Consider the following 21,854-nt stretch of genomic DNA (forward strand, 5'->3'; position numbering starts at 1 on the left):
CCGTCGACCGTGAATCTGCACCTTTCGATCCGGTTCGATCAGGTGTTTTGTTGTCTTGTTCTATGCGAGGAACCCCGTTGACCTGATGGCGATTTGCCCAATTTTGCCCCGATATGGGGCGGGTTGAGATCCCGCCTCTCATCGTGAATGGCGTCCCAAGTGAACTCTTTCCAGCCATCATCACTCACCGCGCACACGTGAAAGCGCTGCGTGCAAAAACTGGTGAGTGTATTCCTCTTCGCGAGCTTCCGCAGGGGGTTGGGTGAATATGCCGAAGCACTGTTCTGATCTGGCTAAGCTCACGCGCAGTGAAGTCGAGTTGAGATGAATTCGAGCACTTGTTCCTGAGTATCCGCTCACGTGCGCATACATCCCGGAATCAACCGCCAGAGGGTTTTAGATGGTCCGTGTTGAATCACCGCCGACCGACAGAGAAGTACCCGTCGTCCGCGTAGTCCTGCTTCCCGTGGTGCTGCTCCTCGGCGCGACCGCCGCCGGGTCGGCCCTGGTCGCACCGGCCGCGCGGATACCAGTCGCCGTGTGCGGCGCGATCACCGCGCTCGTGGTCGCCGTACTCACCGTGGCGCTGCACCGCCGCCGCCACGCCATGCGCGTGCAGCGGGCGGAGTACGAACAGCGCATCGCCTACCTGGAACACCGCATCCTCTCGCACGACGCCGAGACGGTACGGCTCACCAGGGAAGTCATGCCCACCGCCATCAAGCGGCTGCGCGTGGGCAATTCACCCGAAGAGGTGATGCGCGACATCGTCGACGCGGACGTGGCCAACCGCCATCTGCCCAAGGCGCTGCGCGAGCAGATCCGCCAGGTCCTCGAAGTCATCGACAACGAGGAGGCGCGCCGCGACTCCGCCCAGCGCGCCTTCGTCAGCGTCGCCCGCCGCGTCCAGGCGATCGTGCACCGCCAGGCCAGTGAACTGCGGGAGATGGAGGACCACTACGGGCGCAACCCCGAGGTCTTCGACGACCTGCTGCGCATCGACCACGGCACCGCGCTGATCGGCCGCCTCGCCGACTCCATCGCCGTGCTCGGCGGCGCCCGCCCCAGCCGCCAGTGGCCCAAGCCCGTGCCGCTGTACAGCGTCCTGCGCGGCGCGATGTCCCGCATCCTGGAGTACCAGCGCGTCGATCTGCACTCGATCGCCAAGGTCGCCATCGTCGGCACCTCGGTCGAACCGCTCATCCACGCCTGCGCCGAACTCCTCGACAACGCGACCCGCTACTCGCCGCCCCAGACCCGGGTGCACGTCACCGCGGTCGAGGTGCAGACCGGCATCGCCATCGAGATCGAGGACGGCGGCGTCAGCCTCAGCGAGGAGGCCCGCGCCCGCGCCGAGAACATGCTCGCGCAGGCCCAGGCCGGCATCAACATGAACGACCTCGGGGAGTCCCCGCGCCTCGGCATGGCCGTCGTCGGCAGGCTCTCCCGGATGTACCAACTCCAGGTGTCGCTGCGCCAGTCCGCGTACGGCGGCGTCCGCGCCGTCCTCGTCGTCCCGCGCGACATGATCACCACCGGGCCCGCTCCGGGCATCGCCCACGGCATCGGCGCCACCTCGCGGCCCACCAGCTCGCTGGACATGTCGCAGCTCCAGCACGTGGTGCCGCCACCCGGCAAGCGCAAGCCCAAGCCCGCCCCCACCGGCCCGGTGCCGTCCGTGGCCGCACCGGTCCCCGCCGGCGGCCCCGCGGCCGCCCTGGAGGACGACGTTCCCGTGGTCACCGAGTGGACCGAGAACGGGCTGCCGCAGCGCCGCAGCCGGGGCCGCGCCCCGCTCGGTTCGCACAACCTCCCGCAGCCGCCGCCGGCCCCCGCCCACGCCAACGGCTCCCAGCCCGGCCGGGACCAGGGCGCGGGCGACGGAAGCGGCGGCGAGAAGCCCCCCGGCCTGTGGCTGGAGGCGTTCACCAAGGCCGTCAACGGCGTACCGCAGGAACGCAAGCACGGCGAAGACTCCGATGACGCGTGGGACAAGGGAGACCTGAAGTGATCCAGCAGCGGGGAAACATGGACTGGATGCTCAAGGAGCTGGCCGACGACGTCCCGAGCATCCATCAGATCGTGGTGCTCTCGTCGGACGGTCTGCGCATCGCCATGCACGGCGGCGATCCCGACGTCGCCGACCGGCTCGCGGCGGCCTGCGCCGGACTGCAGAGCCTGGCCGCCGCGGTGGCCACCGAGATCCCGTACAGCGACGGCCTCATGAAGCTCGTCGTCATCGAGGTGACCGGCGGGTTCTTCTACCTGATGGCGGCCGGCACCGGCGCCTACCTCGCGGTCCTGGCCGGTGAGACCGTCGACGCCGGACTCGTCGGCGCCCGGATGCGGGACATGGTCGTGCGGATCGGAGCCCACCTGACCAGTCCGCCCCGCCACGGCGGGCAGCCCGGATGAGCGAACCCCGACGGGAGCGCCGCAAGGCCGACCCGGACCTCCACGATCCGGAACGGCTGTACGTGATCACGGGCGACCTCGACACCGGCGGGCGGGCCTCGCTCGACCTGGTCACCATGGTCGTCGCACAGGCGGAGCCCTCGCCGACGTTCCAGCCCGAACAGGCGGCCATCCTCCGGCTGTGCCAGTCCCCCCTGTCCGTCGCCGAGATCTCGGCCTACCTCGGCCTGCCGTTCAGCGTGGTCACCTCGCTCCTGAGCGATCTCCTCGCGACCGAACTGATCGAGTCGCGGGACCCGATCGTCCGCGCCACGCTCCCCGACAGGTCCCTTCTCGAAGCGGTGATGCATGGACTTCAGAAGCTCTGACACGATCACCGGGCCCCGCAGCGAGGACGTCCTCCCCACCACGGCCACCGCCGCGGTGAAGGTCGTGATCGTCGGAGGGTTCGGGGTCGGCAAGACGACCATGGTCGGCTCGGTGAGCGAGATCCGGCCGCTGACGACCGAAGAGACCATGACCCAGGCCGGCGTCGGCGTGGACGACAACTCCGGCGTGGAGACGAAGACCGCCACCACGGTCGCCATGGACTTCGGACGGATCAGCCTCAGCGAGGAACTGGTCCTCTACCTGTTCGGCACCCCCGGCCAGGAACGCTTCTGGTTCCTGTGGAACGGCCTCTTCGAGGGCGCTCTCGGCGCGGTCGTCCTCATCGACACGAGACGGCTGGAGGTCAGCTTCGACGTCATCGGCCGGCTGGAGGAGCGCGGAGTGCCGTTCGTCGTGGCCGTGAACACCTTCCCCAACGCACCCCGCCACCCGGTCGAGGCCCTGCGCAGGGCCCTCGACCTGCCGGACGAGGTACCGATGATCGACTGCGATGCTCGGCTGCGCACCTCCAGCCGCGACGTACTGATGACCCTGATGCGCTACCTGCACAGCCTGGCCGTCCCCCTCGCCTGACGTGGTACGCGCCGGAGCCCCGCGACCGGCACCCGGCCGGGCGTACGCCATCCCGCGGCGTACGCCTCCGGCCGGGTCCGTCCCCGCACGCCCCCGTTCGCGCACCAGCCCCGGAATCCTGATCCCTGGAGACCCTGTGACAACCCCGTTCCACCACGAACCCGGCGCCGTCCCCCCGCCCCGGTGCCCGGCCCACAACCTCGACATCGGCCCCGGCGGACTGCGCCGCCTCTACGGCCCCGAGGCGGAGAACGACCCCGCGGGCCTCTACGACAAGCTCCGCGCGGAACACGGCTCGGTCGCCCCGGTCCTGCTCCACGGCGATGTGCCCGCCTGGCTGGTGCTCGGCCACAGCGAGAACCTCCACCTGACCCGCACGCCGTCCCAGTTCTCCCGCGACTCGCGGCGCTGGCGCGCCCTCCAGGACGGCAGCGTCGCCCCGGACCACCCGCTCGCCCCGATCTTCACCTGGCAGCCCGTCTGCGTGTTCGCCGACGGCGCCCAGCACGAACGGCAGCGCGGCGCCGTCACCGACAGCATGGCGCGCATCGACACCCGTGGCGTGCGCCGCCACATCAACCGCTTCAGCAACCGGCTCGTGAACGACTTCTGCGAGAAGGGCAGCGCCGACCTGGTCGGCCAGTTCGCGGAGCACCTGCCGATGATGGTCATGTGCGCGATCTTCGGCATGCCGGAGGAGTACGACGAGCGCCTCGTCCAGGCGGCCCGTGACATGACGCGCGGCACCGAGACCGCGGTCAGCAGCAACGCCCACGTCGTGGCCGTCCTGACCCGGCTCGTGGAACGCCGCCGCGCCGCCCCCGAGCCGGACTTCGCGAGCTGGCTGGTCGAACACCCCGCGGAGATGACCGACATCGAGGTCGTCGAACACCTCCGCCTCACCCTGATCGCCGCCTACGAGTCCACCGCCAACCTCATCGCCAACGTGCTGCGGATGGTCCTGACCGACCCCCGCTTCCGCGCCCGGCTCAGCGGCGGCCACATGACCGTCCCCGAGGCGGTCGAGCAGACCCTCTGGGACGAGCCGCCGTTCACCGCCGTCTTCGGCCGCTGGGCGGTCGGCGACACGGAGCTCGGCGGGCAGCGGATCAGGGCGGGCGACGCCCTGCTCGTCGGGATCGCGCCGGCCAACACCGATCCTGCGGTACGCCCCGACCTCGGTGCCGACATGGGCGGCAACCGCGCCCACCTCGCCTTCAGCGGCGGCCCCCACGAGTGTCCCGGCCAGGACATCGGCCGCGCCATCGCCGATGTCGGGGTCGACGCCCTCCTGATGCGACTGCCGGACCTGGAACTCGGCGTCCAGGAGAGCGAACTGCGCCGGGTCGGCAACATCATGTCCCGCCACCTGGTGGAGCTGCCGGTGAAGTTCGCCCCCAGCCCGCAGCAGAAGCTGGACGCCGACCCGCTCTCCCTGATGTCCCGCAACTCCCGTCCGGCCGACGCCTGGGAGATCTCCTCCCCGGCCAGGACCGTCCCCGAGCCCCGGCACGAGGCAGCCGGAGCACAGCCCGCCCACGCTCCCGGCGCCGTACCCCGGCCCGCCCCTGCCGCACCGCCCGTCGCCGCACCGGTACCGGCCCCCGCCGAACCCGCCCCGGTGCCGACGATCCCGCAGCAGCGCCGTCCTCCGGCCCCCGCCCGGCTCTGGCAGGCGGTCACCCGCTGGTGGAACGGCCACTGATCCACGGACCGCGGCCCACCCGGCCGAGCACGTCCCGGCCGCGGCGGTCCCGGACCGTACCCACGGGTCCGGGGTCGCCGCGCCGCGCGCCCCGGCGGACGCGGGCAGCGCCGTCGAGCCGGAGCTGCCCGTACCATCGAGCAGCGTGAAGCTGACAATTCTCGGTGGTGGCGGATTCCGGGTGCCTCTCGTGTACGGGGCCCTCCTCGGCGATCACGGCGAGGGCCGCATTGCGCGGGTCACGCTGTACGACACCGACGCCGACCGGCTCACCGCCGTCGCCCGCGTCCTGGCGGAACAGGGGCGGGACATCGCCGACGCCCCCGCCGTCGTCGCCACCACGGAACTCGACGAGGCGCTGCGCGGCGCCGACTTCGTCTTCTCCGCCATCCGGGTCGGCGGCCTGGCGGGCCGCGCCGCCGACGAGCGGGTCGCCCTCGACGAGGGCGTGCTCGGCCAGGAGACGGTCGGCGCCGGAGGCATCGCGTACGGGCTGCGTACCGTCCCCGTCGCCCTCGGTCTCGCCCGGCGCATCGCCCGGCTCGCCCCGGACGCCTGGGTCATCAACTTCACCAATCCGGCCGGGCTCGTCACCGAGGCCATGTCCCGGCACCTCGGCGACCGGGTCATCGGCATCTGCGACTCGCCGGTCGGGCTGGGACGGCGGATCGCCCGTGCGCTGGGGGCCGACCCGGACCGCGCCCGCATCGACTACGCGGGCCTCAACCACCTGGGATGGGTGCGGGGGCTGTACGTGGACGGCCGGGACGAGCTGCCCCGGCTGCTCGCCGACCCGAAGCTGCTCGAATCCTTCGAGGAGGGCCGTCTCTTCGGCGCGGACCTGCTCCGGTCGCTGGGCGCGATCCCCAACGAGTACCTGCACTACTACTACTTCAACCGGGAAGCCGTTCGCGCCTACCGGGAGGCCGAGCGGAGCCGCGGCGCCTTCCTCCAGGACCAGCAGGAGGGCTTCTACGCCCGGATGCGCGAGCCGGGCACCCCCGCCCTGGCCACCTGGGACCGCACCCGCGCCGAGCGTGAGGCCACGTACATGGCGGAGAGCCGCGAGGTCGCCGGGGTGGGGGAGCGGGAGGAGAGCGACCTCGCGTCCGGCGGCTACGAACAGGTCGCGCTCGCGCTGATGCGCGCCGTCGCCCGCGACGAACGCGCCTCGCTGATCCTCAACGTCCGCAATCGCACGGCCCTTCCGGCCCTGGACGCGGATGCCGTCGTCGAGGTGCCCTGCCTCGTCGACGCGAACGGGGCGCATCCGGTGGCCGTCGCGCCCCTCCCGTACCACGCGCTCGGCCTGGTCGCCGCGGTGAAGGCCGTGGAACGCGCGGTGCTGGAGGCGGCGGAGAGCGGGTCCCGCGCGGCGGCCGTCCAGGCGTTCGCCCTGCACCCGCTGGTCGATTCGGTGACGGTGGCCCGGCGGCTGCTCGATCGGTACACCGCGGTCCACCCCGAACTCGCCTACCTCGACCGGCCCTGACCCCGTACCGGGGCCGGCCGCATCCGTGGCCGGGGCCGGACTCTCAGGGGGCCGGTACGACGCTCGGCGCTCCCGCCGAGGCCCAGCTCGGGGCCACCCCGGTCAGCTGGCAGACCATCAGGAAGAGCGGGATGGGCGGCGTGTAGGGAGTGAGGCCGTCCGGGGAGTGGATCAGCCGGGGGCGCCCGCCGGGCACGTCCGCGTCACGCGCGTAGGTCACCTGCTCGGGCCAGTCGAGGTCCAGGTCGGAGCCGGCCGGGACGATCCACCACCAGCGGTCCGCGTCGGCGAAGACACAGCCGGTACGCGGCAGATGGGACATCAGGCGGAAGCCGTGCCGGGCGGGCACCCCGACCGCGTCGCAGCCCAGGGAGGCCGTCATCGAGGCCGGCAGGGCCAGCCGCACCCGGCCGCCGCGAGCCTGCTCGGTCGTCCGGACCCGGTGTGCCGTCCGCAGCCTGGCCAGTGCGTTCCTCAACACGTCCGCTCCGCGCCGGACGGCTGCCCGGCCTCGTCCGGCAGCTCGGCCCAGACGATGCGTCCGGAGGCGCGCCCCGCGTCGTGCGACCCCCAGGCGCTGCTCATCGCGTCCACGAGGAGCAGACCGCGGCCGTGCTCGTCGTCGGAGGAACGGCGCAGCCGCGGGCCGCCGGGCTGGTGGCCCTGGTCCTGCACGGCTATCCGCAGTCGTCCGCCGGGGCGGCTCAGCTCGCAGACCACTCGGGTGCTCGCCGTGTGCACGACCGCGTTGGTCACCAGCTCGGAGACGATCAGGACGGCCGCCTCACAGGTGTCGCGGCCCAGGTCCCAGGCGTCCAGCCGCGTCCGTGCCAGTTCACGGGCTCCGGCAACCGACTCGGGGCGCGCCGGCAGTGCGAAGCAGTAACGGAGCGCCTCCGCACCGGGGCTGAGATCCATGAGCCGGGGGATGAGCGCACTGCCAGGTGCCACGACCGATTCCTCACAGTGGGGGCTGCGTCACGTTCCGCCGCCGGGCGACCGGGGGCGGGCATGACTGAGCGAACTGGTTCGGGGCCAACTCTCCTCCTGACGATGACACTTGGCAAGAGGCACTCTGAAAATTGCAGAGTGGCTGTGTCGTCGGAAGCGCCCGCGTGGCACACTGCTCGCACACCAGCGCATGGGGAGGTCTGAAGTGAGCGAACCGCGGTCCGCCCCGACCGTGGGCCAGGTCGTTCTCGGCAAGCGCCTGCAGGATCTGCGCGAGCGTGTCGGCCTGACCCGCGATCAGGCGGCGAAGGTCCTCCGGGTCGCCCCGGCGACGATACGCAGGATGGAGACGGCCGAGGTCGGGCTGAAGATCCCCTACGTCCAGCTGCTGTTGAAGGAGTACGGCGTCACCGACCAGGAGGCCGAAGCCTTCGTCGAGCTCGCGGAGGAGGCCAACAGGCCGGGCTGGTGGCAGCGCTTCCACGACGTCCTGCCCGACTGGTTCAGCATGTACGTCAGCCTGGAAGGCGCGGCGAGCCTGCTGCGCATGTACGAACCCCACTTCGTGCCCGGACTGCTCCAGACCGAGGAGTACGCCCGCTCCGTGATGCGGACCGGAGCGATCGGCCATACCCGGCCCGAGGACATCGAGCGCCATGTCGCGCTGCGGATGGAGCGGCAGTCCCTGCTGGACAAGGACGAGGCCCCCAAGCTCTGGGTGATCATGGACGAGACGGTGCTGCGGCGGCCCGTCGGCAGCGCACAGGTGATGCGCGGACAGATCGACAAGCTGCTCGAAGCGACCGAACTGACCCATGTCACCGTTCAGATCGCGGAGTTCGCCACCGGCCACCATCCGGGCACCTACGGGCCGTTCGTCCTCTTCCGGTTCGCCGTCCCCGAACTCCCCGACATGGTCTACAGCGAGTACCTGACCGGAGCCGTCTACTTCGACGCCCGCCCCGAGGTGGCCTCCTACCTCGAAGTCATGGACCGCATGGCGGCTCAGGCCGCGACTGCACAACGCACGAAGGAAATCCTCCGGGACTTCCGCAAGGAGCTGTGATGGACCGCATATACAACGGCATGCCGGCCGGTGACCTCGGCTCCGAAGGCTGGTACAAGCCGTGGAGCGGAGGCAACGGCGGCAACTGCGTCGAGGCGATGAAACTCGCCGACGGACGGGTCGCCGTACGCCAGTCCGCGGACCCGGAAGGCCCGGCCCTCATCTACTCCAACGGCGAGATCGCCGCGTTCATCCAGGGAGCCAAGGCCGGTCAGGCCGACTTCCTGCTCACCTGAGACACTCCGCACGCCGCACCCCCGCACCCGTTCTCCCATCGTCGACCCACGGACCCTGACCACGGAGCGCGCCATGACCGGACAAGAGCACCACCCCATCGAGATCGACACCACCAAGCCGCACCCGGCCCGGATGTACGACTGGTTCCTCGGCGGCAAGGACAACTATCCGGTCGACGAACAGATGGCGCGGCAACTGCTCGCCCTGGACGCGCGGGGACGGGACATGGCACGGGTCAACCGGGCGTTCATGCACCGGGCCACCCGCTGGCTCGCCGAGAGCGGGGTACGCCAGTTCCTGGACATCGGCACCGGCATACCCACCGAACCGAACCTCCACCAGATCGCCCAGCGGGCCGCCCCCGACGCCCGCGTCGTCTACTGCGACAACGACCCGATCGTGCTCGCCCACGCGGCTGCCCTCCTGCGCTCCACGCCCGAGGGGGTCACCGAATACATCCAGGCCGACGCCCGCAAGCCGGAGACCATCCTGGCGGAGGCCGGCAAGGTCCTGGACTTCGACCGGCCGATCGCCCTGTCGCTGCTGGCCCTGCTGCACTTCATCGACGACGAGGACGGTGCGGGCGACCTGGTCGACAAGCTGGTCGAGCAGCTGCCCTCCGGCAGCTACCTGGTGCTCTCGCACACCACCGGCGATTTCAACCCGGAGGGCGCGGCGCAGGCACGGGCCATGTACAAGGAGCGCGGGATGACCCTGCGGCCCCGCAGCCGCGCCGAACTGACCGCCTTCTTCGACGGCCTCGACCTGGTCGAGCCGGGCGTCACGCTCTCGGCCGACTGGCACCCGGAGCTCGGCGAGGTCATCGACGTCCCCGGCGACGAGCCGATCCCCGGTTACGCCGGCGTGGCCCGCAAACCCTGACGCGCGCCTCCGCGGCCGGCGGGGGCGGGGCGGAGCGACGGCGGAGACCATGCCCTCGCTCCGCCCCGCCCGCCGCACGCGTCACAATGGACCCATGTCACGACGCACCTCCCGGCCGCGGGCGACCGCCGCCCCGCAGGTCACCCCCGCCTCGCCGTGCCCCTGCGGCCTGCCCGCCGCCTACGGGGAGTGCTGCGGCCGGTACCACTCCGGCAGCGCCGCCGCACCGACCTGCGAGGCCCTGATGCGCTCCCGGTACGCGGCCTTCGCCGTCCAGGACGCGGCGTACCTGCTGCGCACCTGGCACCCCGAGACCCGGCCACCCGGCGTCGACTTCGACCCCGCGATGCGCTGGGTACGCCTGGAGATCCTGGACACCACCGAGGGCAGCGCCTTCCACTCCACCGGAACGGTCACCTTCCGCGCCCACTACACCGACGACGGACGTCCCGACTCCCTCCACGAGAAGAGCCGCTTCGTCCGGCACGAGGGGGCCTGGGTGTACACGACAGCGGTCTTCGTCGACTGAGCCGCCCGCACCCCCTGCCGGGCACGGACCGGGGCCCGGACGTGCGGACGGCGGCGGGCCGCCGGGGTTCAGACCGGCGCGCCCACCCGTGAGGAGCCGCCGGGAGCGGCCGCGGGGGACAGCTCCTGGGCCAGATCCTCCGCCAGCAGCCGTTTGGCGATCACGTCGACGGTGGCCCGGAGCCGACGGTCGTCGGGGCGGGCCCCGTCCTCGGCCAGGCGCTCGTTGAGCCAGCGGCCCCAGGCGTCCGAGATCACCGCCGCCTCGCGCCGGCCCGCCGCCGTGTGCGAGAAGATCCGGCCGTCGCCCGTGAGGTAGCCCTCCTCGATCATCCGGTCGAAGACGGGCACCAGTACCTCCGGCGGGATGCGGTGCCGGGCCGCGATCAGCCGGAGCCCCGCATGGCCGACCATCCGGGTGAAGAGGTCCACCTGCATCACCGCCCAGGCCCCCGCCATGTCGAGCCGGGTGTCGGACCCGGCGGTGATCCGCCGGGCGGTCTCCGGCCCGGCGTCCCGCAGGATCGTGGCCACGGCGAACTCCAGGACCTTCGCCGAGTCCCCGCTGCCCGGCTGGGCGAAGCCCTCGCCCATGTCCGTCGAACCGAGCCGGGCGGAGTCCCGCAGCTTCACCTCCTTGAGGAACAGCGCGACGACGAAGCCGAGCAGCGCCACGGGCACCGTCCACAGGAACACCGTGTGCAGCGTGTCCGCGTACGCCTGGGCCAGCGGTTCCGACTGGGCCGCGGGCAGGGCGTGCAGCGCCTGCGGGCTCTGCGACGCGCCGGCGAGGGCCGCCGGATCGCCGCCCACCGCCACCGCCCGGGCGACGCCGTCGGTGAGGTTCGGCTTCAGCGCGTTGGCGTAGATGGTGCCGAACACCGCGGTGCCGAAGGCGCTGCCCAGCGTACGGAAGAACGTCACGCCCGAGGTGGCCGTGCCCAGATCCTCGTAGTCCACGGTGTTCTGCACGGCGATCGTCAGCACCTGCATCGCCAGTCCGATGCCGAGCCCCAGCACCACCATGTAGAGGGATTCCAGCCAGACTCCGGTCCCCGGCCCCATCCTCGACAGCAGGAACAGCCCGGCCGCCATGACCAGCGTCCCCACGATCGGGAACACCCGGTAGCGGCCCGTCCTGCTCACCACGTTGCCGCTGAAGATCGACGCGGCCAGCAGGCCGACGACCAGGGGGAGCGTCCGCACCCCCGAGAGCGTCGCCGAGTCCCCGTCCACGTACTGGAGGTAGGTCGGCAGGAAGATCATCGAGCCGAGCATCGCGAAGCCCACGATGAAGCTGAGGACCGAGCAGACCGTGAAGACCGGGTTGCGGAACAGCCGCATCGGCAGCATCGGTTCCTTCGCCCGCGTCTCCACCCCGCAGAACAGGGCGAGTGCGATCAGTCCGCCGGCGAAGAGGCCGATGATCATGGCCGAGCCCCAGGCGTACTCGTTCCCGCCCCAGCTCGTCGCCAGGATCAGCGCGCTCGCCCCGACGGTGACCAGCGCGATGCCGGTGTAGTCGATGACCGGGCGGCCCGCGGCCTTCACCGAGGGGATGTTCCGGGCGGCGGCGATGACCACGACGATGGCGATCGGGACGTTGACGTAGAACGCCCAGCGCCAGGTCAGGTGGTCGGTGAACAGTCCGCCGAGCAGGGGCCCGATCACGGTCGAGATGCCGAAGACCGCGCCGATGGCACCCTGGTACTTGCCGCGTTCGCGCAGCGGGATCACGTCCGCGATCAGCGCCATCGACGTGACCATGAGGCCGCCCGCGCCGATGCCCTGCATACCGCGCCAGAGGATCAGCAGCAGCATGTCCGAGGCGAGGCCGCACAGGAACGATCCCGTGATGAAGATGACCGCCGAGACCTGGAACACCAGCTTCCGGCCGAACTGGTCGCCGAACTTGCCGACGAGGACGGTGGCCACCGTCTCGGCCAGCAGATAGGCGGTGACCACCCACGACATGTGCGAGGCACCGCCCAGATCCGAGACGATCGTGGGCAGGGCGGTGCCCACGATCGTCTGGTCGAGCGCCGCGAGCAGCATGCCGAGCACGATCGTGGCGAAGACGATGTTGCGCCGCCGCCGGTCCAGGACGGGCGGCGGCGCGGTGGAGTCCTGCGCGGCGGGGGCGTGCTCGCTGGCAGTGGTCACCTCTGCACCCTCACACCGGCCCGGAGCCCCCGCATGCGGAAGCGGGCCGGACGGGGGTCAGCGGGGCAGCGAGGCGATCGACCTCGTCAGCCGGGCCACGAACGCCTCACGGACGTCCTCGGGTACCCGGTCGAGCGAGAGGTACGGATTGAGGTCCTCCAGTTCGACCAGGAACAGGGCGCCGTCCGCCGTCCGGCAGGCGTCCACCCGCTGGATTCCGTGGGTCAGGGAGTTCCAGGCGACGAAGCGCCGGGCGAACTCCAGGTCCGCCGCGCTCGCCGCGTACGGCTCCAGCACCCAGCGCCGCTCCGGGTCGGGTGCGTACAGCGCGTACTGGAAGTCGTGGTCCACGAAGTAGAAGGACACCTCGTGGCGGAAGTCGATCCGGGGCTGGACGAGCAGGGAGCCCTCGGACGCCCGCCCCAGCGCGCCCTTTGCCTCCGCTGCCGTGACGAACCGCAGCCCGACCGAGTCCGCCCCCAGCTTCGGCTTGACCGCGTACTCGGCGACGTCGGGCAGCCGGGCCAGATCGGCCTCGCGGTCCACCGTGGGGATGACCGGGAGGCCGGCCCGGTCCATCTCGACCAGGTACTCCTTGCCCGCCATGTCGCCCCGCCCGTGCAGCGGGTTGTAGACCGCCGTCCCCAGTTCCCGCGCCCGCGAACGGAAGGCGTCGTAGGCGTCCCGGTAGTGCAGCACGGGCCCGCTGTTGCGGACCAGCACGGTGTCGAAGCCCTCCAGCAGCGCGGCCGCGTCCCGTGGGTGGCAGAGCGCGACGTCGAACGTCTCGCGCAGCCGGGAGGAGAGGAAGACGTCCTCGTCGCCGTAGCGCCGCCCGCGCGCCTCGTACGCGAGATCGGTGACGAGCAGCAGGGAGGAGCGGCGGACGCCGCCCGCACCGGACTCGGTGGCGGTGGCGGGCAAGGGCGGCATGGGGACCTCCGGTGGTCGCGCGGGACGGGGGACCACTATCCCTCAGCGGATGTGACGCCCCGAGATCGCCCGTGCGATGACCAGCCGCTGGATCTCGCTGGTCCCCTCGAAAATGGTGTAGATCTTGGCGTCGCGGTACATCCGCTCCACCGGGTGCTCCCGGCTGTAGCCCGCACCGCCGAGGATCTGGACCGCCTTCTCCGTGGCCGCGACGGCGAGTTCGCCGGCCCGCAGCTTGGACATGGAGCCCTGGCCCGCGTCGAAGGTGCGGTCGTTGCGGGCCATCCAGGCGGCCTGCCAGATCAGCAGGCGTACGGCCTCGATCTCGGTACGGAGGTCGGCCAGGGCGAAGGCGATCGACTGGTTCTCGATGATCGGCCTGCCGAACGCCTCGCGCTCCCCGGCGTACTCCAGGGCGTACTCGTAGGCGGCCCGCGCGATGCCGAGCGCCTGGGCGGCGACGGTCGGGCGGCTGACCTCGAACGTGGCCATCGCCGCCTGGCCCTTGGCCGCGCCGCCCTCGCGTGCTCGGGCGAGGCGGGCGTCCAGCCTCTCCTTTCCGCCGAGCAGGCAGTGCCCCGGTACGGTGACCTCGTCGAGGAAGAGGTCGGCCGTGTGCGAGGCGCGCAGGCCCAGCTTCTTGACCGTACGGCCCGGAGTGAGGCCCCTCGTTCGGGGCGGCACGATGAACGCTGCCTGGCCGCGCGAGCCGAGGGAGGGATCGACCGAGGCGACGACGACATGGACCTCGGCGATGCCGCCGTTGGTGATCCACGCCTTCTGACCGGAGATCACCCACTCGTCCTTCGCCTCGACGTAGCGGGCCCGCGTCGTCATCGCGGAGACGTCGGAGCCGGCCCCCGGTTCGGAGACGCAGAAGGCGGCGACCTTCGGGTCGTCCGCGTCGCCGTAGCACTGCGGCACCCACTCGGCGAGCTGGTCCGGGGTGCCGGAGGCGAAGATCCCGGCGACCGCGAGCGAAGTGCCGAAGAGGGCCATGCCGATGCCCGCGTCGCCCCAGAACAGCTCCTCGTTGGCGATCTGGAGGGAGAGCCCGGTGGGGTCCCCGTAGAGGTCGGCGAGCGATTCGAAACCGTACAGACCGATCCGGGCGGCCTCCTGGATCACCGGCCAGGGGGTCTCCTCGCGGGCGTCCCACTCGGCCGCGGCCGGGCGGACCACCCGGGCGGCGAAGCCGTGCACCCAGGCGCGCAGGTCCTGCTGCTCCTCGGTCAGGGCGAGGGAGAAGAAGCTCATGTCCTCACGCCTTCGGGATGTCGAAGTAGCGGGTCAGGCCGGAGGCCAGGCCGACGTCACCGGCGACCTTCAACTTGCGCATCATGAACATGGTGACCGGATTGCCGTTGCCGGAGACGAGTTTGAGGAATTCCACGTCGCCCATCACCAGTGTGGTGCGCGGCTCGGCCTCGGACCGGCCGGGGGTGACCTCGCAGACGCCGTCCGCTATCGCGGTCTCGTAGACCGCGTCGCTCTCCCCGGTCACCTTCCAGCGGATCAGCGCGGTGAGACCGCCGGCCGCCTCCGGCCGGAACTGCTGCTTCATCCGGCCGAAGACCTCGCCGAGTATCCGGGTGCGCAGCTCTCCGCGCATGACCTCGGTGATCTGCCGGGAGGACAGGCTCTTGACGATCCGGGCGAACTCCTCGGGGGCGACCGCCGCGAAGTCGAGCCGGGCCAGGTCGTCGCCGAGGTTGCCGCTGCTGGTTCCGTCCACGCCGAATTCCTTACTCCGAAGTAAACTTACTTTGGAGTAAGGTACGGGTGGCGGAGGCCGTCCCGCAAGAGAGGTCCGGCCGGGCTCCCCCCTCGCTCCGGCCGTTCGGCGGCCCGGCCCCGATCCCCCTCCGCTGCCGGGCGCGCGGCGCGCGCGGGTGCGGGTCAGAAGGGGGAGCCCGGCAGCACGGCGAGGTGGGGATGATGCGCGGCCAGCACCTTGTTGGCGCGGGCCAGGTCGGACAGCGCCTGCTCGCGGTCGGCCTGGTCCTCGACGCCCAGCCGGGGGCCGCGGAACCTGCGGACCTCGCGGGCCGCGCAATCGGCGTCGAACTCCGCCTGGAGGATGTTCGGCGGAATGCACGAACCGATCAGCGCGGCGACCCGGTCCGGGATCGGCACGGGGACGAGGAGGTGCGAGGCGGTCATCGGGGCCCTCTCGGGTGGTCGGCCTGGAGGCGGTGCGGGGCCCGCCGCCCGATCGGCGGCAGGTTCCCTCCTGTGTACGGGACGCGGTTCCGGGTTTCTCGTCGGATACGTCTCCGTGTCGCAACCGTTTGGGACTGACCGTCTATTTCGCTTTACCCGCCGGTAAGTTGACCCGTCGCGCCGAACGTGCTCCGGATCAGGGTGATGTGCCGGTGGAGCGGGAACGCAGGCGCAGGGCTCGCAGCACCGCCTCCGTGGCGAAACGGCTCTCGGGATCGACGAGTTGATCACCGAAGATGGTCTCCAGGCTGCGCATGCGGTAGCGCACGGTCTGCGGGTGGACATCCAGCAGCGCACCCATCTGGGCGGCCGTGCCCCGCGTGTCGAGCCAGATCCGCAGCGTCTCGACCAGCCGGTCCCGGCGGGTGGCGCTGATCCCCGCGACGGCGGCGAGCTCCCGCTGGGCGAGCTGGTCCAGCAGGGCGGGGTCGGAGAGCAGCCACAGGGTGATGAGGTGGTCCTCGCAGCGGATCAGCGGGGCGTCGTCGATCACGCCGGAGTCGACGAGCTCCAGGACCCGGCGGGCCCAGCGGACCGACTCGCAGGCCAGCGCCGTGGGGACGGTCAGCCCGATCGCCGCGCGGGTGTCCGGCAGGGCCTGCTCCAGCATGGATCTTCGGGCGTCGGTCATCGGGCCGGGGATGAGCAGATGCGGCTGAGGGGCGCTGAGGTCGATGAGGAGGTCGCGGTCGGCGCGCATCCGGTCCAGCTCCGCCGGGGCGCGTACGGCGATCAGCGTGACCTCTTCCGGCAGCGCCCAGGCCGCCTGCTCGCAGAGGTCCGCGATGGCGCTGCCGGGTGCCGGCCGTCCGGCGAGGATGAGGTGGAGCAGGCGGCGGCGCAGGGCCTCGCTGTGCTCGCCCGACTGGGACTGCACCTCCAGGAATCCTTCCCTGGACAGGGATTCCAGCTCGTCGACGTAGGCGAAGAGGGCGTCGGCGAAGCTCAGCAGCAGGGTGGGGGAGAGACGGTAGCTCTGTCCCACCTTCTTCGCCCGCCGCAGCGCCACGCGTGCGCCCAGCCGGTAGGCCCCCTGGAGGGTGTCCATGGTCCGGCCCTCGTACGCCTCGAACCGCCCGAAGCGCCGGCACATGTCGTCCCGGAGCGCGGTGGAGGAGGTGGGCTCGGCCACCAGGTCGACGAACGAGGAGAGGCTCTGCTCCACGCCCACCCGGATGGCCTGACCGTTCGGTCCGTCGAGCAGACGGGCGTATTCCGGGTAGGCCCGCGTGACCTCGACACCGATTTCCTTGATGAGGCTCGGCAGTTCGGGCCGCATGATCGCCGCGAATTCCTGGGGGAGGGGCCCCAGGGGGTCTTCGGTGTCCAACGGCTGTATGAGATGTGCCATGACAAGTCCCCTTGCTCTCGGCGCCCGGTGGTGGGGTGAGGCGGTGGGGGGAAAGCGCTCCCACGAACCGACAGGTGCGTACCAAGTCCGCGACGAAGATAGACCAAGTGACTGGCACTGCACACCACTTGGACAAGATCGGCGTGCAGGGGCCACGCATCCCGGTGGCGCGGTGCGACTTCCGTGCAGGTCGGACGGTACTGCGCGCTTTCGGACAATGAATTCCGGCCGCCTGCTCCGAAGGTGACAACAAAGACGTTCCGCACTCCCGGCGGTGTTTCCCGTGGGCCGCGTGCCGTCCCTGTCGGTTCCTGTGGCAGGCGGCTCACCACGGCGAACCCGCGGTAACGCCTGGCGTTGGGCGAACATTTTCAGCCGGGTGGCTGATTTGCGTGAGATCTGCCGGCGAGCGGAGGCAGGAGTTCCGCCGAGCCCACCCGGCCGGTCCCGCCTGCGCACCCCCTGCGGGGTTCGCGCCGCCGGCGCGCGCTTTCCCGGCCCGGCGTGCGCATTCCTTGACAAGGGGCCGGTTCCCGGATGCTCATTTCCGGATCAAAAAGAGGGTGCTGGAAAGAATCTTAGGCGGACGGATTGTGTCGCGCTGTTTCCGGCAAGTAACATCACGCCTCGATCAATTCGGTCGAAAAATCTGCCCGAAATTTGATGCTCAGATCCTCCGCCCCCGGGCCCACCCGAGGCCCCATCACCGTCGACGGTCGTCACGGTGCGGGCATGTGTTGCAGCACCGTTCAGCTTTCGTGCATCAGGCCGCGCCCCAGCGGCCGACAGAGGGGACGACATGAGATCTGTTTCCAATCGAACCCGCGTGGGTCTGCTCGCGGCGTTCACGGCATTCGGCGCACTGCTCTCCACCGGTTCGGCCACCGCCGCCACCACCGCCACTCAGCTCAACGGCGACTGGGCGCCCTTCGACCGCTGCCCGGTCGACGCCCCCGCCATGCTGGCCGCGGACGGCATCAACACCATCGCCACCTGCATATCCTCCGGATCGGCCACCGGTTCCATCACGCTGGGCAAGTCGCATGTCCCCACCGGCAACACCGACCTGCAACTCGGCGTCATCCAGCGCTCCGACGGCACCACCTCGCTGGTGGCCCCGTCCGAGGGCGCGCTGACCGCCGACCCGGCGGAGATTCCGGGCGGCCTGCTCGGTCTGATGTGCCCCAGCGGAATTCCCGTCGTCTCGGCAATCTGCGGCCAGCTCACGGACAACAATCTCAACCGCGTGACGGCCACCATCGAACCGGCCGGAGCGCCCCGCGACTTCAATATGGCGGCGGCTTTCTCCACCGGTGAGCCCATTCTCACCATCCCGGTCCGCATCCACCTCAAGAATCCGTTCCTGGGTGACAAGTGCTACATCGGGACCACCGCGGACCCGGTGCTCCTGAGGCCGCAGAACACCACGGCGCCGACCCTTTCCCTCCAGCGCTTCTCCGCGGACGGGACGCCGAACGACGACGAGGGCGAGATGGGTCGCTACACCTTCGACGGCGCCGACCAGGGTGACACGACGTTCGCCGTTCCGGGGGCCAGCGGCTGCGGAGCGGGCCTCCTGAACTGGGCGGTGAACCTCAAGACCGGTCTCCCGTCCGCCTCCGGCAAGAACAGCGTGAAGCTGAACGCCACCACCACCTACTTCGGCAGCCCCTACGACCCCGCCGGCCTCGCGCCGAACGAGGGACGGAAGCTGTCCGAGTTCTGGCACTCCGCGAAGCGGTAGGCCGCCCGCCCGCACGAGGAGGTGATGCGGGAAACGTCCTCACGTCCAGGTCCGCGCACCGTAAGCCGCCGCCGTGGACCCCACAGCGTGCCGCACCGTCCGGCACCGCCAGGTACAGCGCAGCAGCCTCTCCACTCACGTTCAGTCAATTCCCCAACGGGACGAGTAAAGGGAGTACCCCCATGTTCAAGCGAACCGGTGTCCTGACCGCTATCGGTGCCGCCGCGGCCTCCGTGGTCCTGGCGGCCCCGTCGGCCGTCGCCGCGCCGACCAGCTGGACGATCACGCCGACCGGCAACTTCAACGGCAGCGCCGGAGTGACGGTCCTGACCGACAACAACGGCAACAAGATCCAGTGCGCGTCCTCGGCAGCCTCCGGCAACGCGCCGACGTCCCCGGTCGCCGGCAGCCCCGCCAAGCTCGCGAACATCACGGCGATCTCGTTCAACTCGCCGTGCACCGGTCCGTTCAGCTCCACCTGGACCGTGGCCACCACGACCACGCCGCCGTGGGAGATCTGGGGCCTGGACTACGCGGCGGGCGCCGGGACCAACTCCACGGGCCAGGTGACCGGTGAGATCCGGGCGATCAAGGCGAAGGTGACCGGCAGCAGCGTCCTCGGTCCCTGCTCCTTCGACGTCACCGGCAAGGTCGCCGCCAAGTACAACAACCCGACCGCGGGCGGCAGCAACGGCACCCTGAACACGGCGGGTGGCGGGCTCACCCTGTCCATCACCAACAAGGTCGGCGGCGGCTGCGGCATCGTCGGCACCACGGCCAGCTTCCAGGGCCTGTACACGCTCGTCAGCGCCACCACGGGCAAGTCCCCGGTCATCAGCGGCTGATCCCGCACCCGATGACCTGCCGCACCACCTGAACGTCGTGCCCGGCCGTGCGTACCCGGCGGCCGGGCACGACCACGTCACGGAACACCCGTGACGCCGACCACGGAGCACGTGCTGTGCCACCACGCCGGCCCCGCCTTTTCACGCACCCGCCGACAAGGTCCGGGGCGGTGCGTTGTCACCGGCTGCCAAAGTCCGCGCACCGGTGATCCGGACGCGAACGCGGCCCTTCCCAGGCGTCGTCGGCGTGCGTAGCGTACCCGTGAGTAGGGGCCGTCCGGCCGCACCGGTCCGGAGCACGGCCGGGCCCCGCCCGACGTCCGTCGGCGGCCCGCCCGGGGCTCCGCCCGCTCAGCCGCCGCCCAGCACCGGACCCGCTCCGCAGTCGCCCACCCGCTGGGCCCACGCGCGCCGGAAGGACACATCCGTATGACCGTCGATGCACGCGCCGCGGCGAGACGACCGATCCACTGGGCCGTGGGTGGGGCGCTCGTCGTCGCCACCGCGCTGGTTCCCAGTGCCGAATCGGCCGCCGCGGAACAGAAGTCGGAGGTCGCCCTCCGCTATGACTGCCCGTTTCCCTCCGGGGCCGAGGAGGTGGAGGTCGTCGTCTCGGCGGTGCTCCCCACCTCTGCCCGTACCGGCGAGGAGATCCGCCCCGGCCAGGTCTCCGTCGAGGTCGGCCTGCCGGCCACGGCGCTCGCCCGGTTCGGCGACCTGGACGCCGAGACCCTGTCGGCCACCGCGCGGCTCACGGTCCGCAACACGGTCGGCGACCGGTCCGCCGACGCTTCCTGGCAGGACCTGACCGCCCCGCCAGCAGCGCTGCCGAAGCCCGGCGAGGGCGAAGGGGAGGGAGAGGACCGGGGCGGCCTGACCCTGACCGCGACCGGGGAGGTGCCGACGGTCGCCTTCGGCAGTCCCGGTCGGGCGACGCTGGCCCCGGCCGCGCTCGCCCTGGCGCTCTCCTCGCACACCGCGGACGGCGAGCCGACCACGCCCCCCGGCCTCGACGTCGCCTGCGAACCGGTCCCCGGCCAGGAGGCCGAACTGGCCGCCGTGGACATCCGCGGCGACCAGGATCCCACGGCCCCGGCACCCCGGCCGGGCGAGAGCGACCCCGCACCGGAGCCGACTCCGGGCCGTCCGGCCGAGGGGCTGCCGCCCAACGCACGGGAGAAGATCGACGCCCTCACCGACAAGCGGCTCGACGCCCTGGAGGACGACCCGGGCAGCTGCCCGATCGAGATCCCGCCCGAGTGGGTGATGACCACCGCCGAGACCTACGCGGCCGGCTACGCCAACGCCGCCAAGCTGAACGGCGCGGCGGCGCTGGGGCCCGCCTTCATGAAGGTGGTGCTGAACAAGCGCTACATCAACGACTCCTGCGCCTCGACCGTCGACGTCACCTCCGAGGTGAACTTCGACTACCAGGGGAAGCGTCAACTCCCTCCGACGAAGGCCACGTTCCTCACCTACGGCTTCATGCCGACAACCGCGACCATGACACTGGAGCAGGTGGGCCCGCCGGCGGCGATCCACACGCACACGGTCACCAACACGCCGACCTACCCGGAGGAGACGACGGTCACCGCTCGGCTCGTCATGCGGCTCTCCGACGTCGAGGTGAACGGGGTGCCCCTGGACGTGGGCCCCGACTGCCGTACGGAACGGCCGTTCGAACAGGTGCTGCGCGGGTACGGCCAGAGCTATCCTCCGGCCGGCTACCTGGTGGCGTACGGCGGCAGCCTGACCGGGTACGCCCACATCCCGCCGTTCACGGGCTGCGGCGTGGGCGAGGACCTCGACCCGATCTTCACCTCGGCCATCTCCAGCCCCGGCAAGAAGGCCGACAACTACGCCAAGATGACCCAGGCGCCCCTGTGCGTGGCGACCAACCCGGAAGGGCCCGACTGCCCCCCGAGGAAGCCGAAGCCCGAACGGTGAGCACGGGCGGCCGGCGGGCCGCCGACAGGTGAAAGGCGAGAGAGCCCTTCCGGTTCCCCGGGACCGGGAGGGCTCTTTTCTGTCCGCCGGGCCGGAATACCGCCCGCATGATTCCTCATCATCCGACAGGTTTGGCGGGCGGATTACTCACCCGTCGACAAACCCCCGGCCCGCATGAATTCTCGCCGAGGAAAATCTGTACCCAGTATTGCGAAGTCAGGTTACTGGCCCGTAGCGTCCCAGACATGCCGATCGAAAGCGCCTGCGCACCTGCTGGCGGGCACGCTCGGGCCCGGTTCGCTCCGCTCCGGCCCTGGAACACCCCCGGTCGAGACGCCGGGCACGTGCGCAGATTTCGACAAGGACGACGACCGGACTTGTCACCGAATGACAAGTGATCCAACCTGAC

General features: G+C 71.1%; 21 protein-coding genes. 13 read left to right on the top strand and 8 right to left on the bottom strand.

Annotation, left to right across the window (positions count from 1 at the left end):
- Positions 1 to 400: 400 nt before the first annotated feature.
- The 6 genes from QFZ71_RS27350 (at position 401) to QFZ71_RS27375 (ending at position 6,575) form a co-directional block, all read left to right on the top strand.
- Positions 401 to 2,011 (top strand): sensor histidine kinase KdpD, encoded by a 1,611-nt coding sequence (locus QFZ71_RS27350; RefSeq protein WP_307670812.1) that lies wholly within the window; start codon positions 401 to 403, stop codon positions 2,009 to 2,011.
- Positions 2,008 to 2,415: a roadblock/LC7 domain-containing protein gene (locus QFZ71_RS27355; RefSeq protein WP_307670813.1), complete on the top strand. Its 408-nt coding sequence runs from the start codon at positions 2,008 to 2,010 to the stop codon at positions 2,413 to 2,415. The genes QFZ71_RS27350 and QFZ71_RS27355 overlap by 4 nt, the downstream gene beginning before the upstream one ends.
- The gene (locus tag QFZ71_RS27360; RefSeq protein ID WP_307670815.1) at positions 2,412 to 2,783 is read left to right on the top strand and encodes a DUF742 domain-containing protein; all 372 of its coding nucleotides are present in this window, start codon (positions 2,412 to 2,414) and stop codon (positions 2,781 to 2,783) included. Before QFZ71_RS27355 ends, QFZ71_RS27360 begins: the two co-directional genes overlap by 4 nt.
- Positions 2,764 to 3,378, top strand: coding sequence for an ATP/GTP-binding protein (locus tag QFZ71_RS27365; protein WP_307670817.1), 615 nt, complete (start codon positions 2,764 to 2,766; stop codon positions 3,376 to 3,378). The genes QFZ71_RS27360 and QFZ71_RS27365 overlap by 20 nt, the downstream gene beginning before the upstream one ends.
- A 136-nt stretch (positions 3,379 to 3,514) precedes the next feature.
- On the top strand, positions 3,515 to 5,083 hold the full coding sequence (locus QFZ71_RS27370) for a cytochrome P450 (RefSeq protein WP_307670818.1): 1,569 nt from the start codon (positions 3,515 to 3,517) through the stop codon (positions 5,081 to 5,083).
- A gap of 145 nt (positions 5,084 to 5,228) precedes the next feature.
- On the top strand, positions 5,229 to 6,575 hold the full coding sequence (locus tag QFZ71_RS27375) for a 6-phospho-beta-glucosidase (protein WP_307670819.1): 1,347 nt from the start codon (positions 5,229 to 5,231) through the stop codon (positions 6,573 to 6,575).
- Between the two features lie 43 nt (positions 6,576 to 6,618).
- Here the strand turns inward: QFZ71_RS27375 and QFZ71_RS27380 are convergent, their stop codons facing one another.
- Together QFZ71_RS27380 and QFZ71_RS27385 are read right to left on the bottom strand one after the other, a co-directional pair.
- Complete coding sequence (locus tag QFZ71_RS27380; RefSeq protein WP_307670820.1) at positions 6,619 to 7,056, bottom strand: hypothetical protein; 438 nt, start codon at positions 7,054 to 7,056, stop codon at positions 6,619 to 6,621.
- On the bottom strand, positions 7,050 to 7,526 hold the full coding sequence (locus QFZ71_RS27385; protein ID WP_307670821.1) for an ATP-binding protein: 477 nt from the start codon (positions 7,524 to 7,526) through the stop codon (positions 7,050 to 7,052). The genes QFZ71_RS27380 and QFZ71_RS27385 overlap by 7 nt, the downstream gene beginning before the upstream one ends.
- Before the next feature lie 205 nt (positions 7,527 to 7,731).
- Between QFZ71_RS27385 and QFZ71_RS27390 the strand changes: the two genes are divergently transcribed.
- The 4 genes from QFZ71_RS27390 (at position 7,732) to QFZ71_RS27405 (ending at position 10,240) form a co-directional block, all read left to right on the top strand.
- Positions 7,732 to 8,592 carry a helix-turn-helix transcriptional regulator gene (locus QFZ71_RS27390; RefSeq protein WP_307670822.1) on the top strand — a complete coding sequence of 287 codons (861 nt, stop codon included), beginning with the start codon at positions 7,732 to 7,734 and terminating at the stop codon, positions 8,590 to 8,592.
- Positions 8,592 to 8,828, top strand: coding sequence for a DUF397 domain-containing protein (locus QFZ71_RS27395; protein ID WP_307670823.1), 237 nt, complete (start codon positions 8,592 to 8,594; stop codon positions 8,826 to 8,828). The genes QFZ71_RS27390 and QFZ71_RS27395 overlap by 1 nt, the downstream gene beginning before the upstream one ends.
- A gap of 73 nt (positions 8,829 to 8,901) precedes the next feature.
- Entirely contained in the window at positions 8,902 to 9,711 is an 810-nt protein-coding gene (locus QFZ71_RS27400; protein WP_307670824.1) for an SAM-dependent methyltransferase, read from the top strand.
- A 94-nt stretch (positions 9,712 to 9,805) separates the two neighbouring features.
- The gene (locus QFZ71_RS27405) at positions 9,806 to 10,240 is read left to right on the top strand and encodes a YchJ family protein (protein ID WP_307670825.1); all 435 of its coding nucleotides are present in this window, start codon (positions 9,806 to 9,808) and stop codon (positions 10,238 to 10,240) included.
- A 68-nt stretch (positions 10,241 to 10,308) separates the two neighbouring features.
- Here QFZ71_RS27405 and QFZ71_RS27410 read toward each other — a convergent pair whose 3' ends face one another.
- The 6 genes from QFZ71_RS27410 to QFZ71_RS27435 all read right to left on the bottom strand — a co-directional run bounded on the left by QFZ71_RS27410 (position 10,309) and on the right by QFZ71_RS27435 (position 16,909).
- Positions 10,309 to 12,402, bottom strand: coding sequence for an MDR family MFS transporter (locus QFZ71_RS27410; protein WP_307670826.1), 2,094 nt, complete (start codon positions 12,400 to 12,402; stop codon positions 10,309 to 10,311).
- Between the two features lie 57 nt (positions 12,403 to 12,459).
- Positions 12,460 to 13,335 (bottom strand): hypothetical protein, encoded by an 876-nt coding sequence (locus QFZ71_RS27415; RefSeq protein WP_307670827.1) that lies wholly within the window; start codon positions 13,333 to 13,335, stop codon positions 12,460 to 12,462.
- Positions 13,336 to 13,377: 42 nt separating this feature from the next.
- Positions 13,378 to 14,592, bottom strand: coding sequence for an acyl-CoA dehydrogenase family protein (locus QFZ71_RS27420; RefSeq protein ID WP_307670828.1), 1,215 nt, complete (start codon positions 14,590 to 14,592; stop codon positions 13,378 to 13,380).
- Positions 14,593 to 14,596: 4 nt separating this feature from the next.
- Entirely contained in the window at positions 14,597 to 15,070 is a 474-nt protein-coding gene (locus QFZ71_RS27425; RefSeq protein ID WP_307670829.1) for an SCP2 sterol-binding domain-containing protein, read from the bottom strand.
- 164 nt (positions 15,071 to 15,234) lie between these two features.
- Entirely contained in the window at positions 15,235 to 15,498 is a 264-nt protein-coding gene (locus QFZ71_RS27430; protein ID WP_307670830.1) for a hypothetical protein, read from the bottom strand.
- A 196-nt stretch (positions 15,499 to 15,694) separates the two neighbouring features.
- Positions 15,695 to 16,909, bottom strand: a complete 1,215-nt coding sequence (locus QFZ71_RS27435) for a helix-turn-helix domain-containing protein (RefSeq protein ID WP_307670831.1) — start codon at positions 16,907 to 16,909, stop codon at positions 15,695 to 15,697.
- Positions 16,910 to 17,708: 799 nt separating this feature from the next.
- On the opposite strand from QFZ71_RS27435, the gene QFZ71_RS27440 reads away from it, so the two are divergent.
- The 3 genes from QFZ71_RS27440 to QFZ71_RS27450 all read left to right on the top strand — a co-directional run bounded on the left by QFZ71_RS27440 (position 17,709) and on the right by QFZ71_RS27450 (position 21,445).
- The gene (locus QFZ71_RS27440; protein WP_307670832.1) at positions 17,709 to 18,653 is read left to right on the top strand and encodes a hypothetical protein; all 945 of its coding nucleotides are present in this window, start codon (positions 17,709 to 17,711) and stop codon (positions 18,651 to 18,653) included.
- 182 nt (positions 18,654 to 18,835) lie between these two features.
- Positions 18,836 to 19,498 (top strand): hypothetical protein, encoded by a 663-nt coding sequence (locus QFZ71_RS27445; RefSeq protein ID WP_307670833.1) that lies wholly within the window; start codon positions 18,836 to 18,838, stop codon positions 19,496 to 19,498.
- 429 nt (positions 19,499 to 19,927) lie between these two features.
- Positions 19,928 to 21,445, top strand: coding sequence for a DUF6801 domain-containing protein (locus tag QFZ71_RS27450; RefSeq protein WP_307670834.1), 1,518 nt, complete (start codon positions 19,928 to 19,930; stop codon positions 21,443 to 21,445).
- The last annotated feature ends 409 nt before the right edge of the window (positions 21,446 to 21,854 follow it).

This window comes from Streptomyces sp. V2I9 (assembly GCF_030817475.1).
Lineage (GTDB): Bacteria > Actinomycetota > Actinomycetes > Streptomycetales > Streptomycetaceae > Streptomyces.

What these genes read in the sequence shown, in the direction of transcription:
- QFZ71_RS27350 (WP_307670812.1), top strand. Translation starts at nt 401, where the DNA reads ATGGTCCGTGTTGAATCACCGCCGACCGACAGAGAAGTACCCGTCGTC.
- QFZ71_RS27360 (WP_307670815.1), top strand. Translation starts at nt 2,412, where the DNA reads ATGAGCGAACCCCGACGGGAGCGCCGCAAGGCCGACCCGGACCTCCAC.
- QFZ71_RS27365 (WP_307670817.1), top strand. Translation starts at nt 2,764, where the DNA reads ATGGACTTCAGAAGCTCTGACACGATCACCGGGCCCCGCAGCGAGGAC.
- QFZ71_RS27395 (WP_307670823.1), top strand. Translation starts at nt 8,592, where the DNA reads ATGGACCGCATATACAACGGCATGCCGGCCGGTGACCTCGGCTCCGAA.
- QFZ71_RS27400 (WP_307670824.1), top strand. Translation starts at nt 8,902, where the DNA reads ATGACCGGACAAGAGCACCACCCCATCGAGATCGACACCACCAAGCCG.
- QFZ71_RS27405 (WP_307670825.1), top strand. Translation starts at nt 9,806, where the DNA reads ATGTCACGACGCACCTCCCGGCCGCGGGCGACCGCCGCCCCGCAGGTC.
- QFZ71_RS27415 (WP_307670827.1), bottom strand. Translation starts at nt 13,335, where the DNA reads ATGCCGCCCTTGCCCGCCACCGCCACCGAGTCCGGTGCGGGCGGCGTC.
- QFZ71_RS27420 (WP_307670828.1), bottom strand. Translation starts at nt 14,592, where the DNA reads ATGAGCTTCTTCTCCCTCGCCCTGACCGAGGAGCAGCAGGACCTGCGC.
- QFZ71_RS27430 (WP_307670830.1), bottom strand. Translation starts at nt 15,498, where the DNA reads ATGACCGCCTCGCACCTCCTCGTCCCCGTGCCGATCCCGGACCGGGTC.
- QFZ71_RS27435 (WP_307670831.1), bottom strand. Translation starts at nt 16,909, where the DNA reads ATGGCACATCTCATACAGCCGTTGGACACCGAAGACCCCCTGGGGCCC.
- QFZ71_RS27440 (WP_307670832.1), top strand. Translation starts at nt 17,709, where the DNA reads ATGAGATCTGTTTCCAATCGAACCCGCGTGGGTCTGCTCGCGGCGTTC.
- QFZ71_RS27445 (WP_307670833.1), top strand. Translation starts at nt 18,836, where the DNA reads ATGTTCAAGCGAACCGGTGTCCTGACCGCTATCGGTGCCGCCGCGGCC.
- QFZ71_RS27450 (WP_307670834.1), top strand. Translation starts at nt 19,928, where the DNA reads ATGACCGTCGATGCACGCGCCGCGGCGAGACGACCGATCCACTGGGCC.